An 18,123-nucleotide genomic window follows, 5' to 3' on the forward strand; every position below is an offset into this window, starting at 1 on the left:
GATAGCTACATCCATCTGGTGGACATATCCACAGGAATCCGCACACCTGCAAGGAGAAGAATATGAGTAACGTAAAGGTTGTTGATGTCATCATTCGCAAAACGGCAGAAAAAACGAAATTAACCGGAGACGGAAATCTCTCGGTATCCATTTCATCGCCGAGTGTGATTGAAATCCAGGGCTCAGCTCAGGATGTGGTGCGTTATGTCCGCCAGGGTAAAGACCTTCTCATTTATATGAAAGATGGCAGCGTTATTCGCTGTAATAACTATTTTGTCGAAGATCCTGAAACCCATCATCAGTCAGAGCTGGTATTCAACGATCATCAGGAACTGACGCATATTTCTTTTGCCGATGCCGGGGAAGCGTCTGGCGCTGCTGTCACTGAGTTAACCGCCCAGGCCACACCCATTAGCAGCATTGAACCTTTCCTTGAGCAGGAAAGTGTCCTGAGCGATGCGCCGTGGGGCTGGATTGCGGGTGCTGCCTTAGGCGGTGGCGCCATCGGGGCGCTGCTGGCCAACGGCGGTGACGGCGAAACGAAAACGAAAGTCATTGATAACACCAAAGAAGTGGAAAGTGCCACGCCGACCTTTTTGCTGTCGGACAAGGTGGGTGACAAGCAGGGTGTGCTGAGCGCGAACGCGATCACTGACGATAACACCCCGACCTTTAGCGGTAGCGGCCAACCGGGCGCGACCATTCAGATCAAAGACAGCAGCGGAAGCACCATTGCCAGCGCGATGGTGGGTAAAGACGGCACCTGGACGGTAAAACTCCCGACCCAGTCTGACGGAGAGCATACGTGGTCGGTCGTGCAGATCGACGGCAGCAAAACCACCCCTGCAGGCAGCATCACGGTAACCGTCTCCACGGCCGAGGCCTCGATTACGCTGGCGACAACGGCGGGTGACAACGTGATAAACGCCAGCGAGCAGTCTGCCGGTTTTACGCTGTCCGGCAGCAGCCAGCATCTGGCGAAGGGAACCGACGTTTCCGTGACGCTGAACGGTAAAACCTACACGGCGGAAGTGGGGGCCAACGGCGCGTGGAGCGTAAAAGTGCCAGCGGCAGACGCGCAGGCGCTGGGCGATGGCACCTGGACGGTCAACGTGAGCGGCAAAGACGCGGCGGGGAATACCGTGAGCGGAAGCCAGACGATTGGCGTGGATACCGCTGCGCCAACGCTCTCTGTCGATACGCTCGCGCAGGACAATATCATCAATGCCGCCGAGCACAACCAGCCGCTGACGCTGACCGGTAAAACCAACGCGGAAGCCGGACAAATTGTGACGGTAACGCTGAACGGCAAAAACTATAACGCCACGGTGGGCAGCGATGGCACCTGGTCCGTCACGCTTGCCGCCAGCGAGGTGCAGGCTCTCAGTGAGGGCAACCACACCCTGACGGTGAACGTCAGTGACAAAGCGGGTAACGGTACATCAGCGACGGCAGATTTCTCGGTTCATACTGCGGCGCCGGTCATTACCATTCACACCGTGGCGGGCGATGATATTCTCAATACCAGCGAGCAGGGCCAGGCACAGATTATCTCCGGCCAGGCGAGCGGTGCCGCCGCAGGCGATGTGGTGACCGTGACCGTGGGCGGTAAGACCTTCACCGGCGTGGTGCTGGCAGACGGCAGCTGGAGCGTAGGCGTCCCGGCGTCCGTTGTGGGTGCGCTGGGAGAAGGCCACCACACCCTTTCGGTGTCCGTGACCAATGCGGCAGGCAACACCAGCAGCGCCACGCACGGCATCACGCTGAGCGGCAACCCGCCGGAATTCACGATTGACGCCATCAGCCAGGATAACGTGCTGAATGCCCAGGAGACGATGCAGCCGCTGAGCCTGTCCGGCACCAGCAATCTGCCTGACGGCAGCACCATCACCGTCACGCTGAATAACGTGAATTATCCGGCCACCGTCGAAAACGGTATCTGGTCCATCCAGGTGCCGGTTTCCGACGTGTTGAATCTGGCGAACACGCTTTACACCGTTACCGTTAGCGGCACCGACAGCGTGGGCAACAGCGGTTCTGCCGAAGCGAATCTGCTGGTGGATACCGTGCTGCCGCAGGTCATTATCAACACCTTTGCAGGCGACAACCTGGTCAATAACGCCGAAGCGGGCGTGGATCAAACCCTCAGCGGTCGCGTTACCGGCGCGGCGGCGGGCGATACGGTGTCTGTTACCGTGGGCGGTAAGAGCTACAGCGCCACGGTAGGCAGCGATCTCACCTGGAGCGTCACCATTCCGTCGGCGGATCTTCAGGCGTTCGGCGATGGTGATTTAACCTTCACCGCATCGGTAACCAACGGGCACGGTAATACCGGCACCGGCGAGCGTGATATCAACATCAACGCTCAGCTGCCGGGTCTGCGCGTGAACACCATTTCCGGCGATGACGTGATCAACGCCATCGAACAGCAGCACGATCTGACCGTCACCGGTGCCAGCACCCATCTGGCTGCGGGCACACAGATTGTCGTTACCATCAATAGCGTCGAGTACGTCACCGCGGTTAACGCCAGCGGCAACTGGCAGATTGGCGTTCCGGCGGCGGATCTTCAGGCCTGGACGGCGGGCGAGGTGACGGTCAACGTCAGCGCGAAAGATGCCTGGAACAACACCGTTTCGGCAGAACACCCGATTGAACTCGACCTCAACGCCGTGGCGGTCACCATTGATACCGTCTCCAGCGATGACATGCTCAACGCGACAGAAAAAGGCAGCGATTTAACCCTGTCCGGCCAGACGCAGGGCGTGGAAGCGGGGCAGACCGTGGTGGTGAAATTCGCCGACCAGACCTTCACCGCCCAGGTGCAGCAGGATGGCTCCTGGAGCCTGACCGTACCGGCCAGCGCGATGGACACGCTGATCGACGGTCGCGCACAGGTGAGCGTCAGCGTCACCAACATCAACGGTAACACTGCCGACGCGTCGCGCGTGGTCACGGTGGATACCCTGCCGCCAGCGATTACCCTCGATAACCTGACCGCGGATAACATCATTAATGCGGCCGAAGCGCAGCAGGATTTAGTCTTAAGCGGCAGCAGCACGGCAGAATCGGGCCAGACGGTCACCGTAACGCTGAACGGCAAAACGTACCAGACCACGGTCCAGACGGACGGTACCTGGCAGTTGAGCGTTCCGGCGGCTGACGTTGGCGCTCTGGCCGACGGTATCGTGACCGTGACGGCCAGCGTGAGCGACGTGGCGGGTAACACCAGCAGCGCCGATCGCGTCGGTCTGGTAGACGCAACCGTGCCGCAGGTGACCATCAACGACTTTGTCACCGCCACCAACACCATTAACCAGCTTGCCCATTCTCAGGCGCAGATCCTGAGCGGCTCCGTGACCGGCGCGGCAGCGGGCGACCGGGTGACCATCACCATCAACAATGTGGATTACACCACCGTGGTGGATGCGGCGGGCAACTGGAGCCTCGGTCTGCCAGCGTCCGTGGTGCAGGGGCTGGCCGACGGTACCTGGACCATCGACGTCTCCGTGACCGACAGGTCCGGTAATACCGGAAGCAGTTCGCTGGATGTGGTGGTGAATACCGTGACGCCGGTCATCGGTATTAATACCCTGGCAGCAGATGACGTGATCAATGCGACCGAGAAAGGTCAGGATCTGCAACTCTCTGGTACCAGCAACCAGCCGGAAGGAACCCGTATCACCGTCACCCTGAACGGCATCGACTACACGGCTATTGCCGATGCCAGCGGTAACTGGAGCGTCATCGTACCGGCGACGGCAGTAGGTGCGCTGGGCGAAGCGCATTACACCGTGACGGCGAACGTGACCGACAGCGTGGGCAACAGCGCCTCTGCAAGTCACGATGTGCTGGTGGACAGTTCGCTGCCGGTTGTGACGATCAATACCCTGGCGGGCGATAATATCGTTAACGCAGCGGAGGTTGCGGCAGGGCAAACCCTGACCGGTAAAGTGACTCACGCGGCGCCAGGTGACACTGTCACGATTGTCCTTGGCGGCCAGGCATACACGGCCACCGTGCAGGACGATCTCACCTGGAGCCTGCCGTTAAGCGAGGGCCAGTTAACCGCGCTCGGCAATGGCGATTTGACGCTGTCAGCCAGCGTCACCAACGCCCACGGTAATTCCGGCTCATCCTCTCTGGACTTCACCATCGACGCCCAGCTTCCTGGGCTGCGTATTGACACCGTGGCGGGCGATGACGTGATTAATATCATCGAACACGGTCAAAACCTGATTGTGTCCGGCTCCAGCACCGATCTGGTCGCGGGCAGCACCGTCACGGTAACCATTAACGGCAGCAACTATTTCGCCACCGTGCTGGCGGACGGCACCTGGAAGGCGGCGATCCCGGCCGCGGATGTGTCGCAGTGGGCGGACGGTTCGCTCGATATCAAGGCAAGCGCACAGGATACCTCCGGCAACCCGGTGAATATTGGCACCGTTGTGGATGTCGATCTCGCGCCTGTCGCCATCACTATCAGCAGCGTGACCGACGATAATGTGCTCAACGCGGCGGAAAAAGGTCAGGATCTGCTGCTTTCCGGCACCACCTCCAATGTGGAAGCGGGTCAGACCGTGACCATTACCTTTGCGGGTAAAACCTGGACCACGACCGTGGATGCCAACGGCGACTGGACGTATACCGTACCGGCAGCCGATCTGAGCGGCCTGAAAGACGGCGACGCCAGCGTGCAGGTTAACGTCACCAACGCGAACGGCAACGCGGCATCGTCCGCGCAGGAATTCAGCGTCGATACCACTGCGCCAACGGTCAGCATCAACACCATCAGCAATGACAATATGCTCAACGCGGCTGAGGCGGGGCAGGATTTGACCCTGAGCGGCTCCACCACGGCCGAAGCCGGCCAGACGGTGACGGTCTCGTTCAACGGCAAGCAGTACACCGCGCAGGTGCAGGCGGACGGCAGCTGGACACTCAACGTGCCGGCGGCGGATCTGGCAGGCATCAGCGACGGTAACGCCACGGTCACGGCATCGGTTTCCGATAAAGCCGGTAACCCGACAAGCGCGGATGCCTCCGTTCTGGTGGATACCACCGTGCCACAGATTAGCTTCAACATCGTCGCGGGCGATGACATCGTGAACATTGCTGAGCACGGTCAGGCGCTGATCGTCTCCGGTAAGGTGACGGGCGCGCAGGCGGGGGATGTCATCACGGTGACCCTGAACGGGAAAGACTACACCGCAATGCTGGATGCGTCCGGGAGCTGGAGCGTGGGCGTTCCGGCAACGGACGTGGGCGCGCTGGTGAACGGCAACCTGACGATTGCGGCGACACTCACCGATAAAGCGGGTAACAGCACCACCGCAACGCATGACGTTGAGGTCTCCCTGACCGCGCCGGTGATTGCCATCAATACCCTGGCGGTTGACGACGTGATCAACGCGGCCGAAAAAGGCCAGGATCTGCTGGTTTCCGGCAGCAGTAACCAGCCGGACGGCACCACCATTACGGTGACCCTGAACGGCATCATTTACACCGCCATCACGGACGCCAGCGGCAACTGGAGCGTCACCGTACCGGCGGCAAACGTCTCGGCGCTGGGCGAAGCGAGCTACGCCGTGACGGCAAACGTGACCGACGCGGCAGGTAACAGCGCGAGTACCAGCCACAGCGTTGTGGTCGACAGCGCGCTCCCGGTGGTGACCATTAATCCTGTCGCCACGGATGATGTGATTAATGCGGCAGAGGTCGCCGCAGGCCAGACCCTGAGCGGGAAAGTGAGCGGGGCAGTGAGCGGTGACACTGTCACTATTTCCATCGGTGGCAACATCTACACCGCCACGGTACAGGACGACCTGAGCTGGTCGGTCAACGTACCGTCCACGGTCTTAACCGCCATCGGTAACGGCGATCTGACGGTGTCCGCCAGCGTCACCAACGGCCATGGCAATACCGGCACCGGCGAGCGCGACATCACCATCGATGCCAGCCTGCCCGGTCTGCGCGTCGATACCGTCGCGGGCGACGATGTGATTAACAGCATCGAACATGCGCAAAACCTGATTATCACCGGGTCAAGCGATGGCCTGGCAGCCGGTTCGGCACTCACGGTAACCGTCAACGGAAAAACCTACGCGGCAACCGTGCTGGCAGACGGCACCTGGGCGGCGGCGATCCCGGCGGCAGACGTTAGCGCGCTGGGCGCAGGCACGGTCACCGTAACGGTTGACGGCCAGAGCACGGCGGGCACGCCGGTCACCATCAGCCACGACGTGAAGGTAGATTTGGCCGCAGTTGCCATCAGCATTAACCCGATTGCCACCGACGACGTGATTAACGCGACGGAAAAAGGCGCGGACCTGGTCCTGTCCGGCTCCACCACCAATGTGGAAGCTAACCAGACCGTCACCATCACCTTCGGCGGCAAGTCGTACACCGCGACGGTCGATGCCAGCGGCAACTGGACGACCACCGTACCGTCTGCCGATTTGGGCAGCCTGAAAGACGGCGACGCCAGCGTACAGGTGAGCGTGACCAACGTGAACGGCAACAGCGCGTCGGCTGGCCGTGAGTACAGCGTGGACGCGACGGCGCCGGCGGTCTCGATTGACATCATCAGCGACAACAACATCATCAATGCGGCCGAAGCGCAGCAGGATCTGGTCATTAATGGCGTGACCAACGCCGAAGCGGGCCAGACGGTGACGGTCACGCTGAACGGTAAAGACTACACCACCACCGTAGCGGCAAACGGCAGCTGGAGCGTAACCGTGCCGTCTGCGGATCTGGGCGCGATTGCTGACGGTAACTACACCGTCAGCGCCGCCGTCGCGGATAAAGCGGGCAACCCGGCCTCTGCCGATCGCGACGTGCTGGTTGATACCACCGTTCCACAGCTGACCATCCACACCGTATCCGACGACGATGTGATCAACAGCGCCGAACATGCGCAGGCGCTGATTGTCACCGGTTCTGTGTCCGGCGCGGCGGCGGGTGATGTGGTCACCGTGACGATCAACAAAAAATCATACACAGCCACTCTGGATGCCTCCGGCAACTGGAGCGTGGGCGTACCGGCGGCGGATGTGACCGCGTTGACCGCGGGAGATTACACCATCACCGCGGCGCTGACCGATAAAGCGGGCAACAGTAACAGCACCACACACAGCGTGGAGGTAAACCTGAGCGCGCCGGTGCTGACCATTGACACCGTTTCCGGTGACGATGTGATCAACAGTTCAGAGAAAACCCAGGATCTGACGATCTCCGGTACGGCTTCCGGCCTGGCGGCAGGCGCGGCGGTGACCGTGATGCTCAACGGCAAAGCGTACGGCGCAACGGTGGACGCTAACGGTAAATGGACGACCACGGTTCCGGCGGATCAGGTTGGTCAACTGGGTGAAGCGCTTTACACCGTTACCGCGTCAGCAACGGACGGCGTTGGCAACAGCACCAGTACCTCTCATACCGTGAATGTCGAGTCCGTTCTGCCGGGTGTCATTATCAACACCGTGGCGGGCGATGACGTCATTAACGCAGCTGAACTGGCGGCAGGCCAGAGCATCAGCGGCTCGGTAGTCAATGCCGAAGCAGGCAACACGGTTACCGTGACTCTCGGAGGCAAAACGTATACCGCGACGGTCCAGAGCGATCTCACTTGGTCCGTTAACGTGACGCAAGCCGAACTGACAGCGCTGGGCAACGGCGAGTTGACCGTATCTGCCAGCGTAACCAACGGCGTGGGTAACAGCGGCTCCGCTGAGCGCGATATCACTATCGACGCTAACCTGCCTGGGCTGCGCGTCGATACCGTCGCGGGCGACGATGTGATCAACAGCATCGAACATAATCAAAACCTGATTATTACGGGTACAAGCGACGGGCTGACGGCGGGCACGGCGCTGACCGTCACCGTGAACAATAAAACCTACCCGGCGACCGTCCTGGCTGACGGCACCTGGAGTGCGGCGATCCCGGCGGCGGACGTGGGTGCCCTGGCGGCAGGCACGGTGACCGTTACCGTGGCAGGCCAGAACGGTGCGGGTAACCCGGTTTCCATTAATCACGATGTGACGGTGGATCTGGCGACCGTTGCCATCAGCATTGATGCCATCGCCTCAGACGATGTGATTAACGCGGCCGAGAAGGGCGCGGATCTGGTGCTCTCCGGCACCACCTCGAACGTGGAAGCAAACCAGACCGTCACCATTACCTTTGGCGGCAAGAATTATACCGCCATGGTGGATGCTGAGGGTAAATGGACCGCCACGGTGCCAGCGGGCGATCTGGCAGGTCTGAAAGACGGCGACGCCAGCGTACAGGTGAGCGTCACTAACGTGAACGGCAACAGCGCGTCGGCGGGCCGCGAGTACAGCGTGGACGCCACCGCGCCGTCCGTGACCATCAACACGATCGCGGGTGACGACATTCTGAATGCGGCCGAAGCGAAGAGCGATCTGACCGTGTCCGGCACCAGCACCGCCGAGGCGGGCCAGACGGTCACCGTTAGCCTGAACGGTAAAGACTACAACGCAACCGTCAGCGCGGACGGCAGCTGGACGCTGAACGTTCCGGCGGCGGATGTTGCGGCGCTTGGCGACGGCAGCGTGACCGTGACCGCGAGCGTGAGCGACAAAGCGGGTAACCCTGCTTCCGTTGACCATAACCTGACGGTAGATATCACCGTGCCAGCGGTCACCATCAACACCGTGGCGGGCGACGACGTGATTAACATCGCGGAGCACGCTCAGGCGCAGATTATCAGCGGTTCCGCCACCGGGGCGGCAGCGGGCGATAAGGTCACCGTCACCCTCGGCGGCCAGACGTACACCACGGTGCTGGACGCGGCGGGCAACTGGAGCGTGGGTGTACCGGCGAGCGTGATTTCCGGCCTCAGCGACGGCACCGTAACCGTCACGGCGTCAGTCACCGATGCCGCAGGCAATACCGGCACCGGCAGCCATAACGTGACCGTCGATACCGGCCTGCCGTCGGTCGGCTTCAACACCCTCAGCGGCGACAACGTGCTGAACGCGGTGGAGAAAGGCCAGGACCTGAGCGTCAGCGGCACCAGCGCCAACCTGGCAGAAGGCACCGTGGTCACCGTGACCCTGAACGGCAAGCAGTACACCGCCACCACGGCGGCGGACGGCAGCTGGAGCCTGACCGTTCCGGCGGCAGATCTGGCGGGTCTCGGTCAGGCCAACTACACCCTGAGCGCGACGGCGACCAACGGCGTGGGCAACAGCGTCAGCAACACCGCGAACCTGCTGGTGGATACTGCGCTGCCGACCGTCACCATCAACGCCGTGGCGGGCGATAACGTTATTAACGCGGCGGAAGTGGCAGCCGGGCAAACCCTGAGCGGTACCGTGGCGAATGCCGAAGCGGGTAACACCGTGACCATCACCCTTGGAGGCAATACCTACACCGCGACGGTACAGAACGATCTGAGCTGGTCCGTAAACGTACCGTCTGACGTGCTGACCGGGCTGGGCAACGGCAGCCTGAGCGTGACGGCGACCGTGACCAACGGCCACGGCAACACCGGTTCCGGCGAACGCGAAATCGTTATAGACGCTAACCTGCCGGGCCTGCGCGTCGATACCGTCGCGGGCGACGACGTGGTCAACAGCATCGAACATGCGCAAAACCTGATCGTCACCGGATCCAGCGACGGACTGGCGGCGGGCACGGCGCTGACCGTCACCGTTAACGGCAAAGATTATGCGGCTACGGTGCTGGCGGACGGCACCTGGAGCGCGGCGATCCCGTCTGCCGACGTGAGCGCGTGGCCGGAAGGCAGCGTGAAAATCAGCGTCACCGGCGACAGCGCGGCGGGTAACACGATTAGCATCAGCCACGACGTGACGGTGGATCTGGCGACCGTTGCCATCAGCATCAACGCCATCGCCACCGACGACGTGATCAATGCGGCGGAGAAAGGGGCAGATCTGGTGCTGTCCGGTGCGACCACCAACGTGGAAGCCGGGCAGACCGTGACCCTGAGCCTGAACGGCAAGATCTACACCACTACCGTTGATGACAGCGGCAACTGGACGTATACCGTACCGTCCGCGGATCTGGCACACCTTAAGGACGGCGACGCCAGCATGCAGGTGAGCGTCACAAACGTTAACGGCAACAGCGCCTCGGCGGGCCGCGAGTACAGCGTGGACGCCACCGCGCCGTCCGTGACCATCAACACGATCGCGGGTGACGACATTCTCAATGCGGCCGAAGCGAAGAGCGATCTGACCGTGTCCGGCACCAGCACCGCCGAGGCGGGCCAGACGGTGACCGTAAGCCTGAACGGTAAAGACTACACCGCAACCGTCAGCGCGGACGGCAGCTGGACGCTGAACGTTCCGGCGGCGGATGTTGCGGCGCTTGGCGACGGCAGCGTGACCGTGACCGCGAGCGTGAGCGACAAAGCGGGTAACCCTGCTTCCGTTGACCATAACCTGACGGTAGATATCACCGTGCCAGCGGTCACCATCAACACCGTGGCGGGCGACGACGTGATTAACATCGCGGAGCACGCTCAGGCGCAGATTATCAGCGGTTCCGCCACCGGGGCGGCAGCGGGCGATAAGGTCACCGTCACCCTCGGCGGCCAGACGTACACCACGGTGCTGGACGCGGCGGGCAACTGGAGCGTGGGTGTACCGGCGAGCGTGATTTCCGGCCTCAGCGACGGCACCGTAACCGTCACGGCGTCAGTCACCGATGCCGCAGGCAATACCGGCACCGGCAGCCATAACGTGACCGTCGATACCGGCCTGCCGTCGGTCGGCTTCAACACCCTCAGCGGCGACAACGTGCTGAACGCGGTGGAGAAAGGCCAGGACCTGAGCGTCAGCGGCACCAGCGCCAACCTGGCAGAAGGCACCGTGGTCACCGTGACCCTGAACGGCAAGCAGTACACCGCCACCACGGCGGCGGACGGCAGCTGGAGCCTGACCGTTCCGGCGGCAGATCTGGCGGGTCTCGGTCAGGCCAACTACACCCTGAGCGCGACGGCGACCAACGGCGTGGGCAACAGCGTCAGCAACACCGCGAACCTGCTGGTGGATACCGCGCTGCCAACGGTCACTATCAACACCGTGGCGGGCGATAACGTCATTAACGCGGCGGAAGTGGCTTCAGGCCAGACCATCAGCGGCAGCGTAACGAACGCGGAGGCGGGTAATATCGTCACCGTGACCCTTGGCGGTAACAGCTACACCGCGACGGTGCAGAACGATCTGACCTGGTCCGTGAGCGTGCCGGAGTCTGTTCTGACGGCGCTGGGCAACGGCGATTTGACGGTGTCAGCGACCGTGACCAACGGCCACGGCAATACCGGGGCGGGCGAGCGCGAAATCGCTATAGACGCCAGTCTGCCGGGCCTGCGCGTTGATACCGTCGCGGGTGACGACGTGATCAACAGCATCGAACACGGTCAGAACCTGATCGTTACCGGCTCCAGCGACGGGCTGGCGGTGGGAACCACGCTCACCGTGACCGTCAACGGCAAAACGTATGCCGCCTCCGTGCTGGCAGACGGTACCTGGAGCGCGGCAATCCCGGCGGCAGACGTGGGTGCGCTGGCAGCAGGCACGGTCACCGTTAACGTGGCAGGCCAAAGCACCGCGGGTAACCCGGTCTCCATCAGCCACGATGTGAACGTGGATCTGGCCGCGGTCGCCATCAGCATTGATGCGATTGCTACCGATGACGTGATTAACGCGGCGGAGAAAGGCGCGGATCTGGTGCTTTCAGGCAGCACGTCGAACGTTGAGGAAAACCAGACCGTTACCATCACCTTCGCCGGGAAGACGTACACCGCGAAAGTGGATGCCGACGGCAACTGGACGGCTACCGTGCCTTCCGCAGATCTGGCGGGCCTCAAAGACGGCGATGCCAGCGTGCAGGTGAGCGTGACTAACGTGAACGGCAACAGCGCCTCTGCGGGCCGCGAGTACAGCGTGGATGCCACCGCGCCAGCCGTCACCATTGATACGGTCGCGGGCGATAACGTGATCAACGCCAGCGAAGCGTCCGCAGGCGTGGCCATCTCCGGTACCACCACCGCGGAAGCCGGGCAGACGGTTACCGTGACGTTGGGCGGTAAGAGCTACACCGCGCAGGTGCAGCAGGGCGGTATCTGGAGCGTCAACGTGCCGGGCACCGATCTCTCCGCACTGGCGGATAACGGCTATACCGTGCAGGTCAGCGTGAGCGACGCGGCGGGTAACCCGGGCAGCGCGGGTAAAGCGATTACGCTTGATACCACGCCACCGACCGTCAGCGTTAACGTTGTGGCGGGCGATGACGTGATCAACAGCGTGGAACACGGACAGGCGCAGATCGTCAGCGGCACGGCAACCGGCGCGAACGTCGGGGATAAAGTGGTCATTACGCTGGGTTCGAACCAGTACACCACCACCGTTGACGCCAGCGGCAACTGGAGCGTGGGCGTGCCGGCCAGCGTGATTTCCGCCCTGACCGACGGCACAGTGACGCTGAGCGCAACCATTACTGACAGCGCGGGCAACAGCAGCACCCAGACGCACGACGTGGTGGTCAACACCGCCTCCGTGGCGTTGACGGTAAATACCCTCAGCGGCGATGACGTTATCAACGCGGCAGAAGCGGGTAATGCGCTGGTGATTAATGGCTCCAGCGCCCAGTTTGCCAGCGGTACGCAGGTGACCGTGACCCTGAACGGCAAGACCTACACCGCCACGATTCAGAGCGACGGCACCTGGACGACTACCGTCCCGGCCGCCGACGTAGGCGCACTGGCCGATGGCGCGCGCTATCAGGTGTCTGTTTCGGCGCAGGACAGCGCGGGTAACAGCGCCTCGGCAACGCACGACATCAGCGTAGATACCACCGCGCCAGTGGTAAGCATTGCGACGCTGTCGGGTGACGATGTGCTGAACGCGGCAGAAGCGCAGCAGCCGCTGACGGTTCACGGTGCCTCCAGCGCCGAGGCCGGCCAGACCGTTACCGTGACGCTGGGTGGCAAAACCTATACCGCTACCGTGGCCAACGACGGCACCTGGACGCTGGACGTACCCGTGGCGGATCTGGCCGCGCTGAGCCAGGGGGCGCTGACGGTGACCGCCTCGGTCAACGACAAAGCCGGGAACAGCGGTCAGACGACGCACACCTTAACGGTGGATACCGTCGCGCCGACCGTGACCATCAGCACCGTGGCCGATGACGACATCGTTAACAATGCCGAGCAGCTGGCGGGCCAGACCATCAGCGGTACCACCACGGCGGAACAGGGCCAGACGGTGATCGTCTCCTTCAACGGGCACAGCTATCAGGCCACCGTCGGGGCAGACGGATCGTGGTCGGTCTTCGTGCCGGGCCGTGACTTCCTCGGCCTGAGTGACGGGCAGTACGCGATTACCGCCACGGTGAGTGATAAAGCGGGTAACCCGGGCAGCGCAACGCACGACGTAACGCTGAACGGTGACGTCCCAACTATCACCATCAACACCTTTGCGGATGATGACATTGTCAGCGCTGCCGAACACGGCACGCCGCTGGTCATCAGCGGCACCACCGACGCGCCTGCGGGCCAGACGGTGACCATCACACTGAACGGTAAAACCTACACGGCGACCGTTCAGAATGACGGCACCTGGCGCTATACGGTCGGAAGCGCAGACGTGACCGCGCTGGCGGACGGCGGTTCGTACGTCATTAATGCGCAGGTCAGCAACACCATCGGCAACAGCGGCAGCGATAACCACAGCGTCACCGTGGATCTCACCGCGCCGTCGATGGGCATCAGCATTGATTCTCTGCAAAACGACACCGGCCTGAGCGCAAGTGATTTCATCACCAACGACGCTCAGGTCGTGGTCAACGGCTCGCTGACCGCGCAGCTCGGCAATAACGAGAAGGCGCAGATCAGCCTCGACGGTGGGGCAACCTGGATTGACCTGACCGTGACCGGCACCACATGGCGTTATACGGACGGCCGCACCCTGACCGACGGGACCTATCAGTATCAGGTGCGGGTGATTGATAACGCGGGCAACGTGGGGTCAACGGACAGCCAGGACGTGGTCATTGATCTGACGAAACCGGCGGCAACGACCATTACCGTGGATTCCGTTTCCCAGGATACCGGCCTGTCCGACAGTGACTTCATCACCAGCGACAACCAGATCAGCCTGAAAGGGACGCTCGGCGCGGCGCTGGGCAGCGGTGACCACGCGCAGATCAGCCTCGACGGCGGTCTGACCTGGACCGACGTCAGCGTCAGCGGGCTGAGCTGGACGTATGTCGATGGCCGCACGCTGACCGACGGAGATTACAACTACCAGCTGCGCGTGATTGACGACGCGGGGAATATCAGCGCCACCACCAGCCAGGTAGTGACGATTGATACCGTCGCGCCGGACGCCAGCAAAACCATCGCCATCGACCGCATCAGCGACGATACCGGCCTGAGCAGCAGCGACTTTATCACCAACGATACGTCCCTGACGCTGCACGGCTCGCTCGGCGCGACGCTGGCTGACGGCGAGTACGCCCAGATCAGCATCGACGGCGGCGTCACCTGGCAGAACGTGATTGTGACCGGCAACAGCTGGTACTACGTCGACAGCCGCACGCTCGGGAACCAGACCTATGACTACTACGTTCGCGTGGTGGATGCGGCGGGCAACGTGGGGGCCAGCGCTCATCAGCAGGTGACCGTTGATACGGTCGCCCCGGATGCGGCGATTACGGTGACCGTGGATAACATTACCGTCGACACCGGGTTTGACAACAATGACTTCCTGACCAGTTCGACCTCGTACACGTTGCACGGCACGCTTGGCGCAGAGCTGGGGGCGGGTGAGTTCGTTCAGGTGAGCATGGATGGCGGCACCACCTGGGTGTATGCCACCGTGAGCGGGACCCAGTGGAGCTACAGCGATACGCGTACCCTGACCGACGGTAGCCATAACTACCAGGTGCGGGTGATTGACCAGGCGGGTAACGTCGGGGCAACCACCTCGCAGGCGGTGACGGTGGATACTCAGGCGCCGCAGTATGGCATCACCATCGACAGCATCAGCGAAGATACCGGTCAGTCCGGGAGTGATTTCATCACGATGGACACTACGCTGACCATTAACGGCTCGCTGGGCAACGCGCTGGCAAACGACGAGCGCGTGCAGATAAGCCTCGACGGCGGGAATACCTGGTCTGACGCCACGGTCACCAACCAGCGCTGGAGCTACACCGATACCCGCGATCTGGCGGACGGCGATTACACCTACCAGGTGCGGATCATCGACCAGGCGGGCAACGTGGGCTCTACCGCATCGCAGGTGGTGACGGTGGATACCACGCCGCCAGCCACGGTGGGAACGGTCGTGAGCTATACCGACGGTGAAGGGGAACGTACGGGCACCTTTGGCAGCTCGGTCGCCACTGACGATAACTCACCGGTGATCAACGGGACGCTCAACCGCGCCCCGGACGACGGCGAGATCGTCCAGCTTTACCGCGATGGCGTCTTGCTCGGCCAGGTGACCATGAACGGCAGCGCAAGCTGGTCCTTCCAGGATAACGGCCTGAGCGATGGCAATCACACCTACATTGTGCGTGTCACCGACAAGGCCGGTAACTATACGGAATCGGACGGCTTTGTGCTGAGCGTGGATACCAGCATACCGACCACCACGGCGGCGATTACCGCGCAGACCACGTCGGATACCACGCCGATCGTCAGCGGGACCGTCTCCGCCGATCTGGTGAACGGTGAGTATCTGGTGGTGACGGTGAACGGGAAAACCTACACCTCCCAGACGGGCGGTGCGGTGGTGGTCGATCCGGATCACAACACCTGGTATCTGCAGATCCCGGACAGCGATGCGCTGAACGTCGCGAGCTACAGCGTGACGGCGCAGGTGAAGAGCAGCGCGGGTAACGGCAATACCACCGGGACGACCACCGGCAGCCTGGTGATTGACACCACCACGGTGAATACCGACTGGGCAACCACGGCGGGGAACAGCAACAACTCCACCATGACCCTTGGCATGAACAGCAGCGGTCTGTGGAATATCATTGCGAACGGCCAGTCTTACTCCAGCAGCGATAGCTCGACCTATGCCGGAAATACGCTGACCAACACCCGTAATTACTACGTGGTGAGCCAGACCGCCGCTGACTTTGACCGTAACGGCACGCAGGACATTTTCGCCACGGAGAACACCTACGCGGGATCCACGCAGGTGATGTGGACCTTCGATGGTAGCACCTATAACGCCAGCCAGCTGGGAATGGGCACTACCATCTGGTACGGCGGCGTGATTGCGTACGACAAAACCGGTGATGGTTATCTGGATCTGGCCTACGGCGATGCGGGTGCAGACTCCATTACGTACCTGATCAACAACAACGGGGTTCTGTCGCCGGACGGCACCAACGGCGGCGCAGGTTTCTGGGGACAATTCACCACCATGCGTGAAATCTCCGGCGTTGACCTGAACAACGACGGCACGGTGGATATTGTTCAGCACACCAACCGCAGCGGCGCGTACTCGTTAACCGTAATCAACAACAACGGCAACGGCACGCTCTCTATCGGCCAGAACCTGACCAACGTGTTTGTGGTCAACGCCGCGAACACCACCACGGCGGCGTCCATGACGTGGGCAGACTTCAACGGCGATGGCTACATGGATCTGTACCTGGGCAGCAGCTACAACAACAACGGCGGGGTGATCTACTACAACGACGGCACCGGGAAGCTCTCTACCACCAAGAGCGCGGTGGAAGCCTCTAACGCGTCGGCGGGGTATCTGTCGGTGGCGGTGGACTGGAACGGTGACGGGCAGATGGACATCATCAAGCTCAGCACCTACGGCGCGTCACAAACGGCGACCCTGTTCACCAACAACGGGTACGGTTCCACCTGGACCTCCAGCCAGCTGGCGTCCGGTATCGCCTACGCTACCGGCGTGGCCGCGGTGGACTACAACTGGGACGGCGCGAAGGATCTGCTGGTATCTCAGCAGAACGGCAAGGTGGTGCTGGTTCAGAACAGCAAAACCATTGCGGACGGCACCGCGATGCATCTGCACATTGTCGATAGCGAGGGTATCAACGCTTACTACGGCAACACGGTCAACCTGTATAACGCCGCTGGCGTGCTGGTGGCCTCGCAGATCATCAACGCCCAGTCCGGTATCGGGTCGAACGATACCTCTGCGCTGGTGAGCTTCTACGGTCTGGATCCGAATGAAACCTACTCGGCAGAGATTGTGAAGATCACCAACGGTGTGTCGGATAACGTCACCTGGAGCGGTCTGGACGCGGGCAACGGCAAAGAGGGCTACGTCCTGACGGCCGAAGCGGCGACCGGCGGCCACAGCGGGACAATCACCGGGACCGGGTATAACGACACCTTCATTGCAGAAGATGGCACCTATACCTACAACGGCTCCGGCGGCTGGAATACCCATTCCGACTACGACACCTGGAGCAACACCGGTGGGATGGACGTGGTGGATTACCGCAATGCGACCTCCGGCGTGACCGTTGACCTGCGCCTTTCAACCGCACAGGACACTGGCTTTGGTACCACACGGCTGTTGAATATTGAAGGCATTAACGGTTCGGACTTCGACGATGTTATCACCGGCAACAGCGCTGATAACCGGTTCGAAGGCCGCGGCGGGAATGACACCTTCAACATCGGCAGCGGCGGTCACGATACGTTGCTCTACAAGCTGATCAACGCGTCGGATGCCACGGGCGGTAACGGTCACGATGTGGTGAACGGCTTTACCGTCGGCACCTGGGAAGGGACGGCGGACACGGACCGTATTGACCTGCGCGATCTGCTCTCAGACAGCGGCTATACCGGCACGGGCTCAGCGAGCTATGTGAACGGCGTGGCGACGCTGGACAGTAGCGCGGGCAATATCACCGATTACATCCGCGTGGTGCAAAACGGCAGCAATACCGAGATCCAGGTTGACCTGGACGGTACCGGCGGCCAGTTCTCGCCAACCACTCTGGTGACGCTGAACGGCGTGCAGACGGATCTGGCGACACTGCTGGCTAATCATCAACTGTTAATTGCGTAAAACCCTGCCGCGGGGAGCGATCCCCGCGGCCTTTTGGCATTTCTATACACGAATA

1 protein-coding gene is annotated in these 18,123 nt (G+C 61.8%); it reads left to right on the forward strand.

What is annotated here, in order from left to right:
- The first annotated feature begins 62 nt into the window (after positions 1-62).
- Entirely contained in the window at positions 63-18,068 is an 18,006-nt protein-coding gene (locus tag ABFI50_RS19555; protein ID WP_347484854.1) for an Ig-like domain-containing protein, read from the forward strand.
- Positions 18,069-18,123 lie beyond the last annotated feature (55 nt).

The sequence above is a fragment of the Enterobacter sp. HNDS-6 genome, from assembly GCF_039850505.1.
GTDB classification, from domain to species: Bacteria; Pseudomonadota; Gammaproteobacteria; order Enterobacterales; family Enterobacteriaceae; genus Enterobacter; species Enterobacter kobei.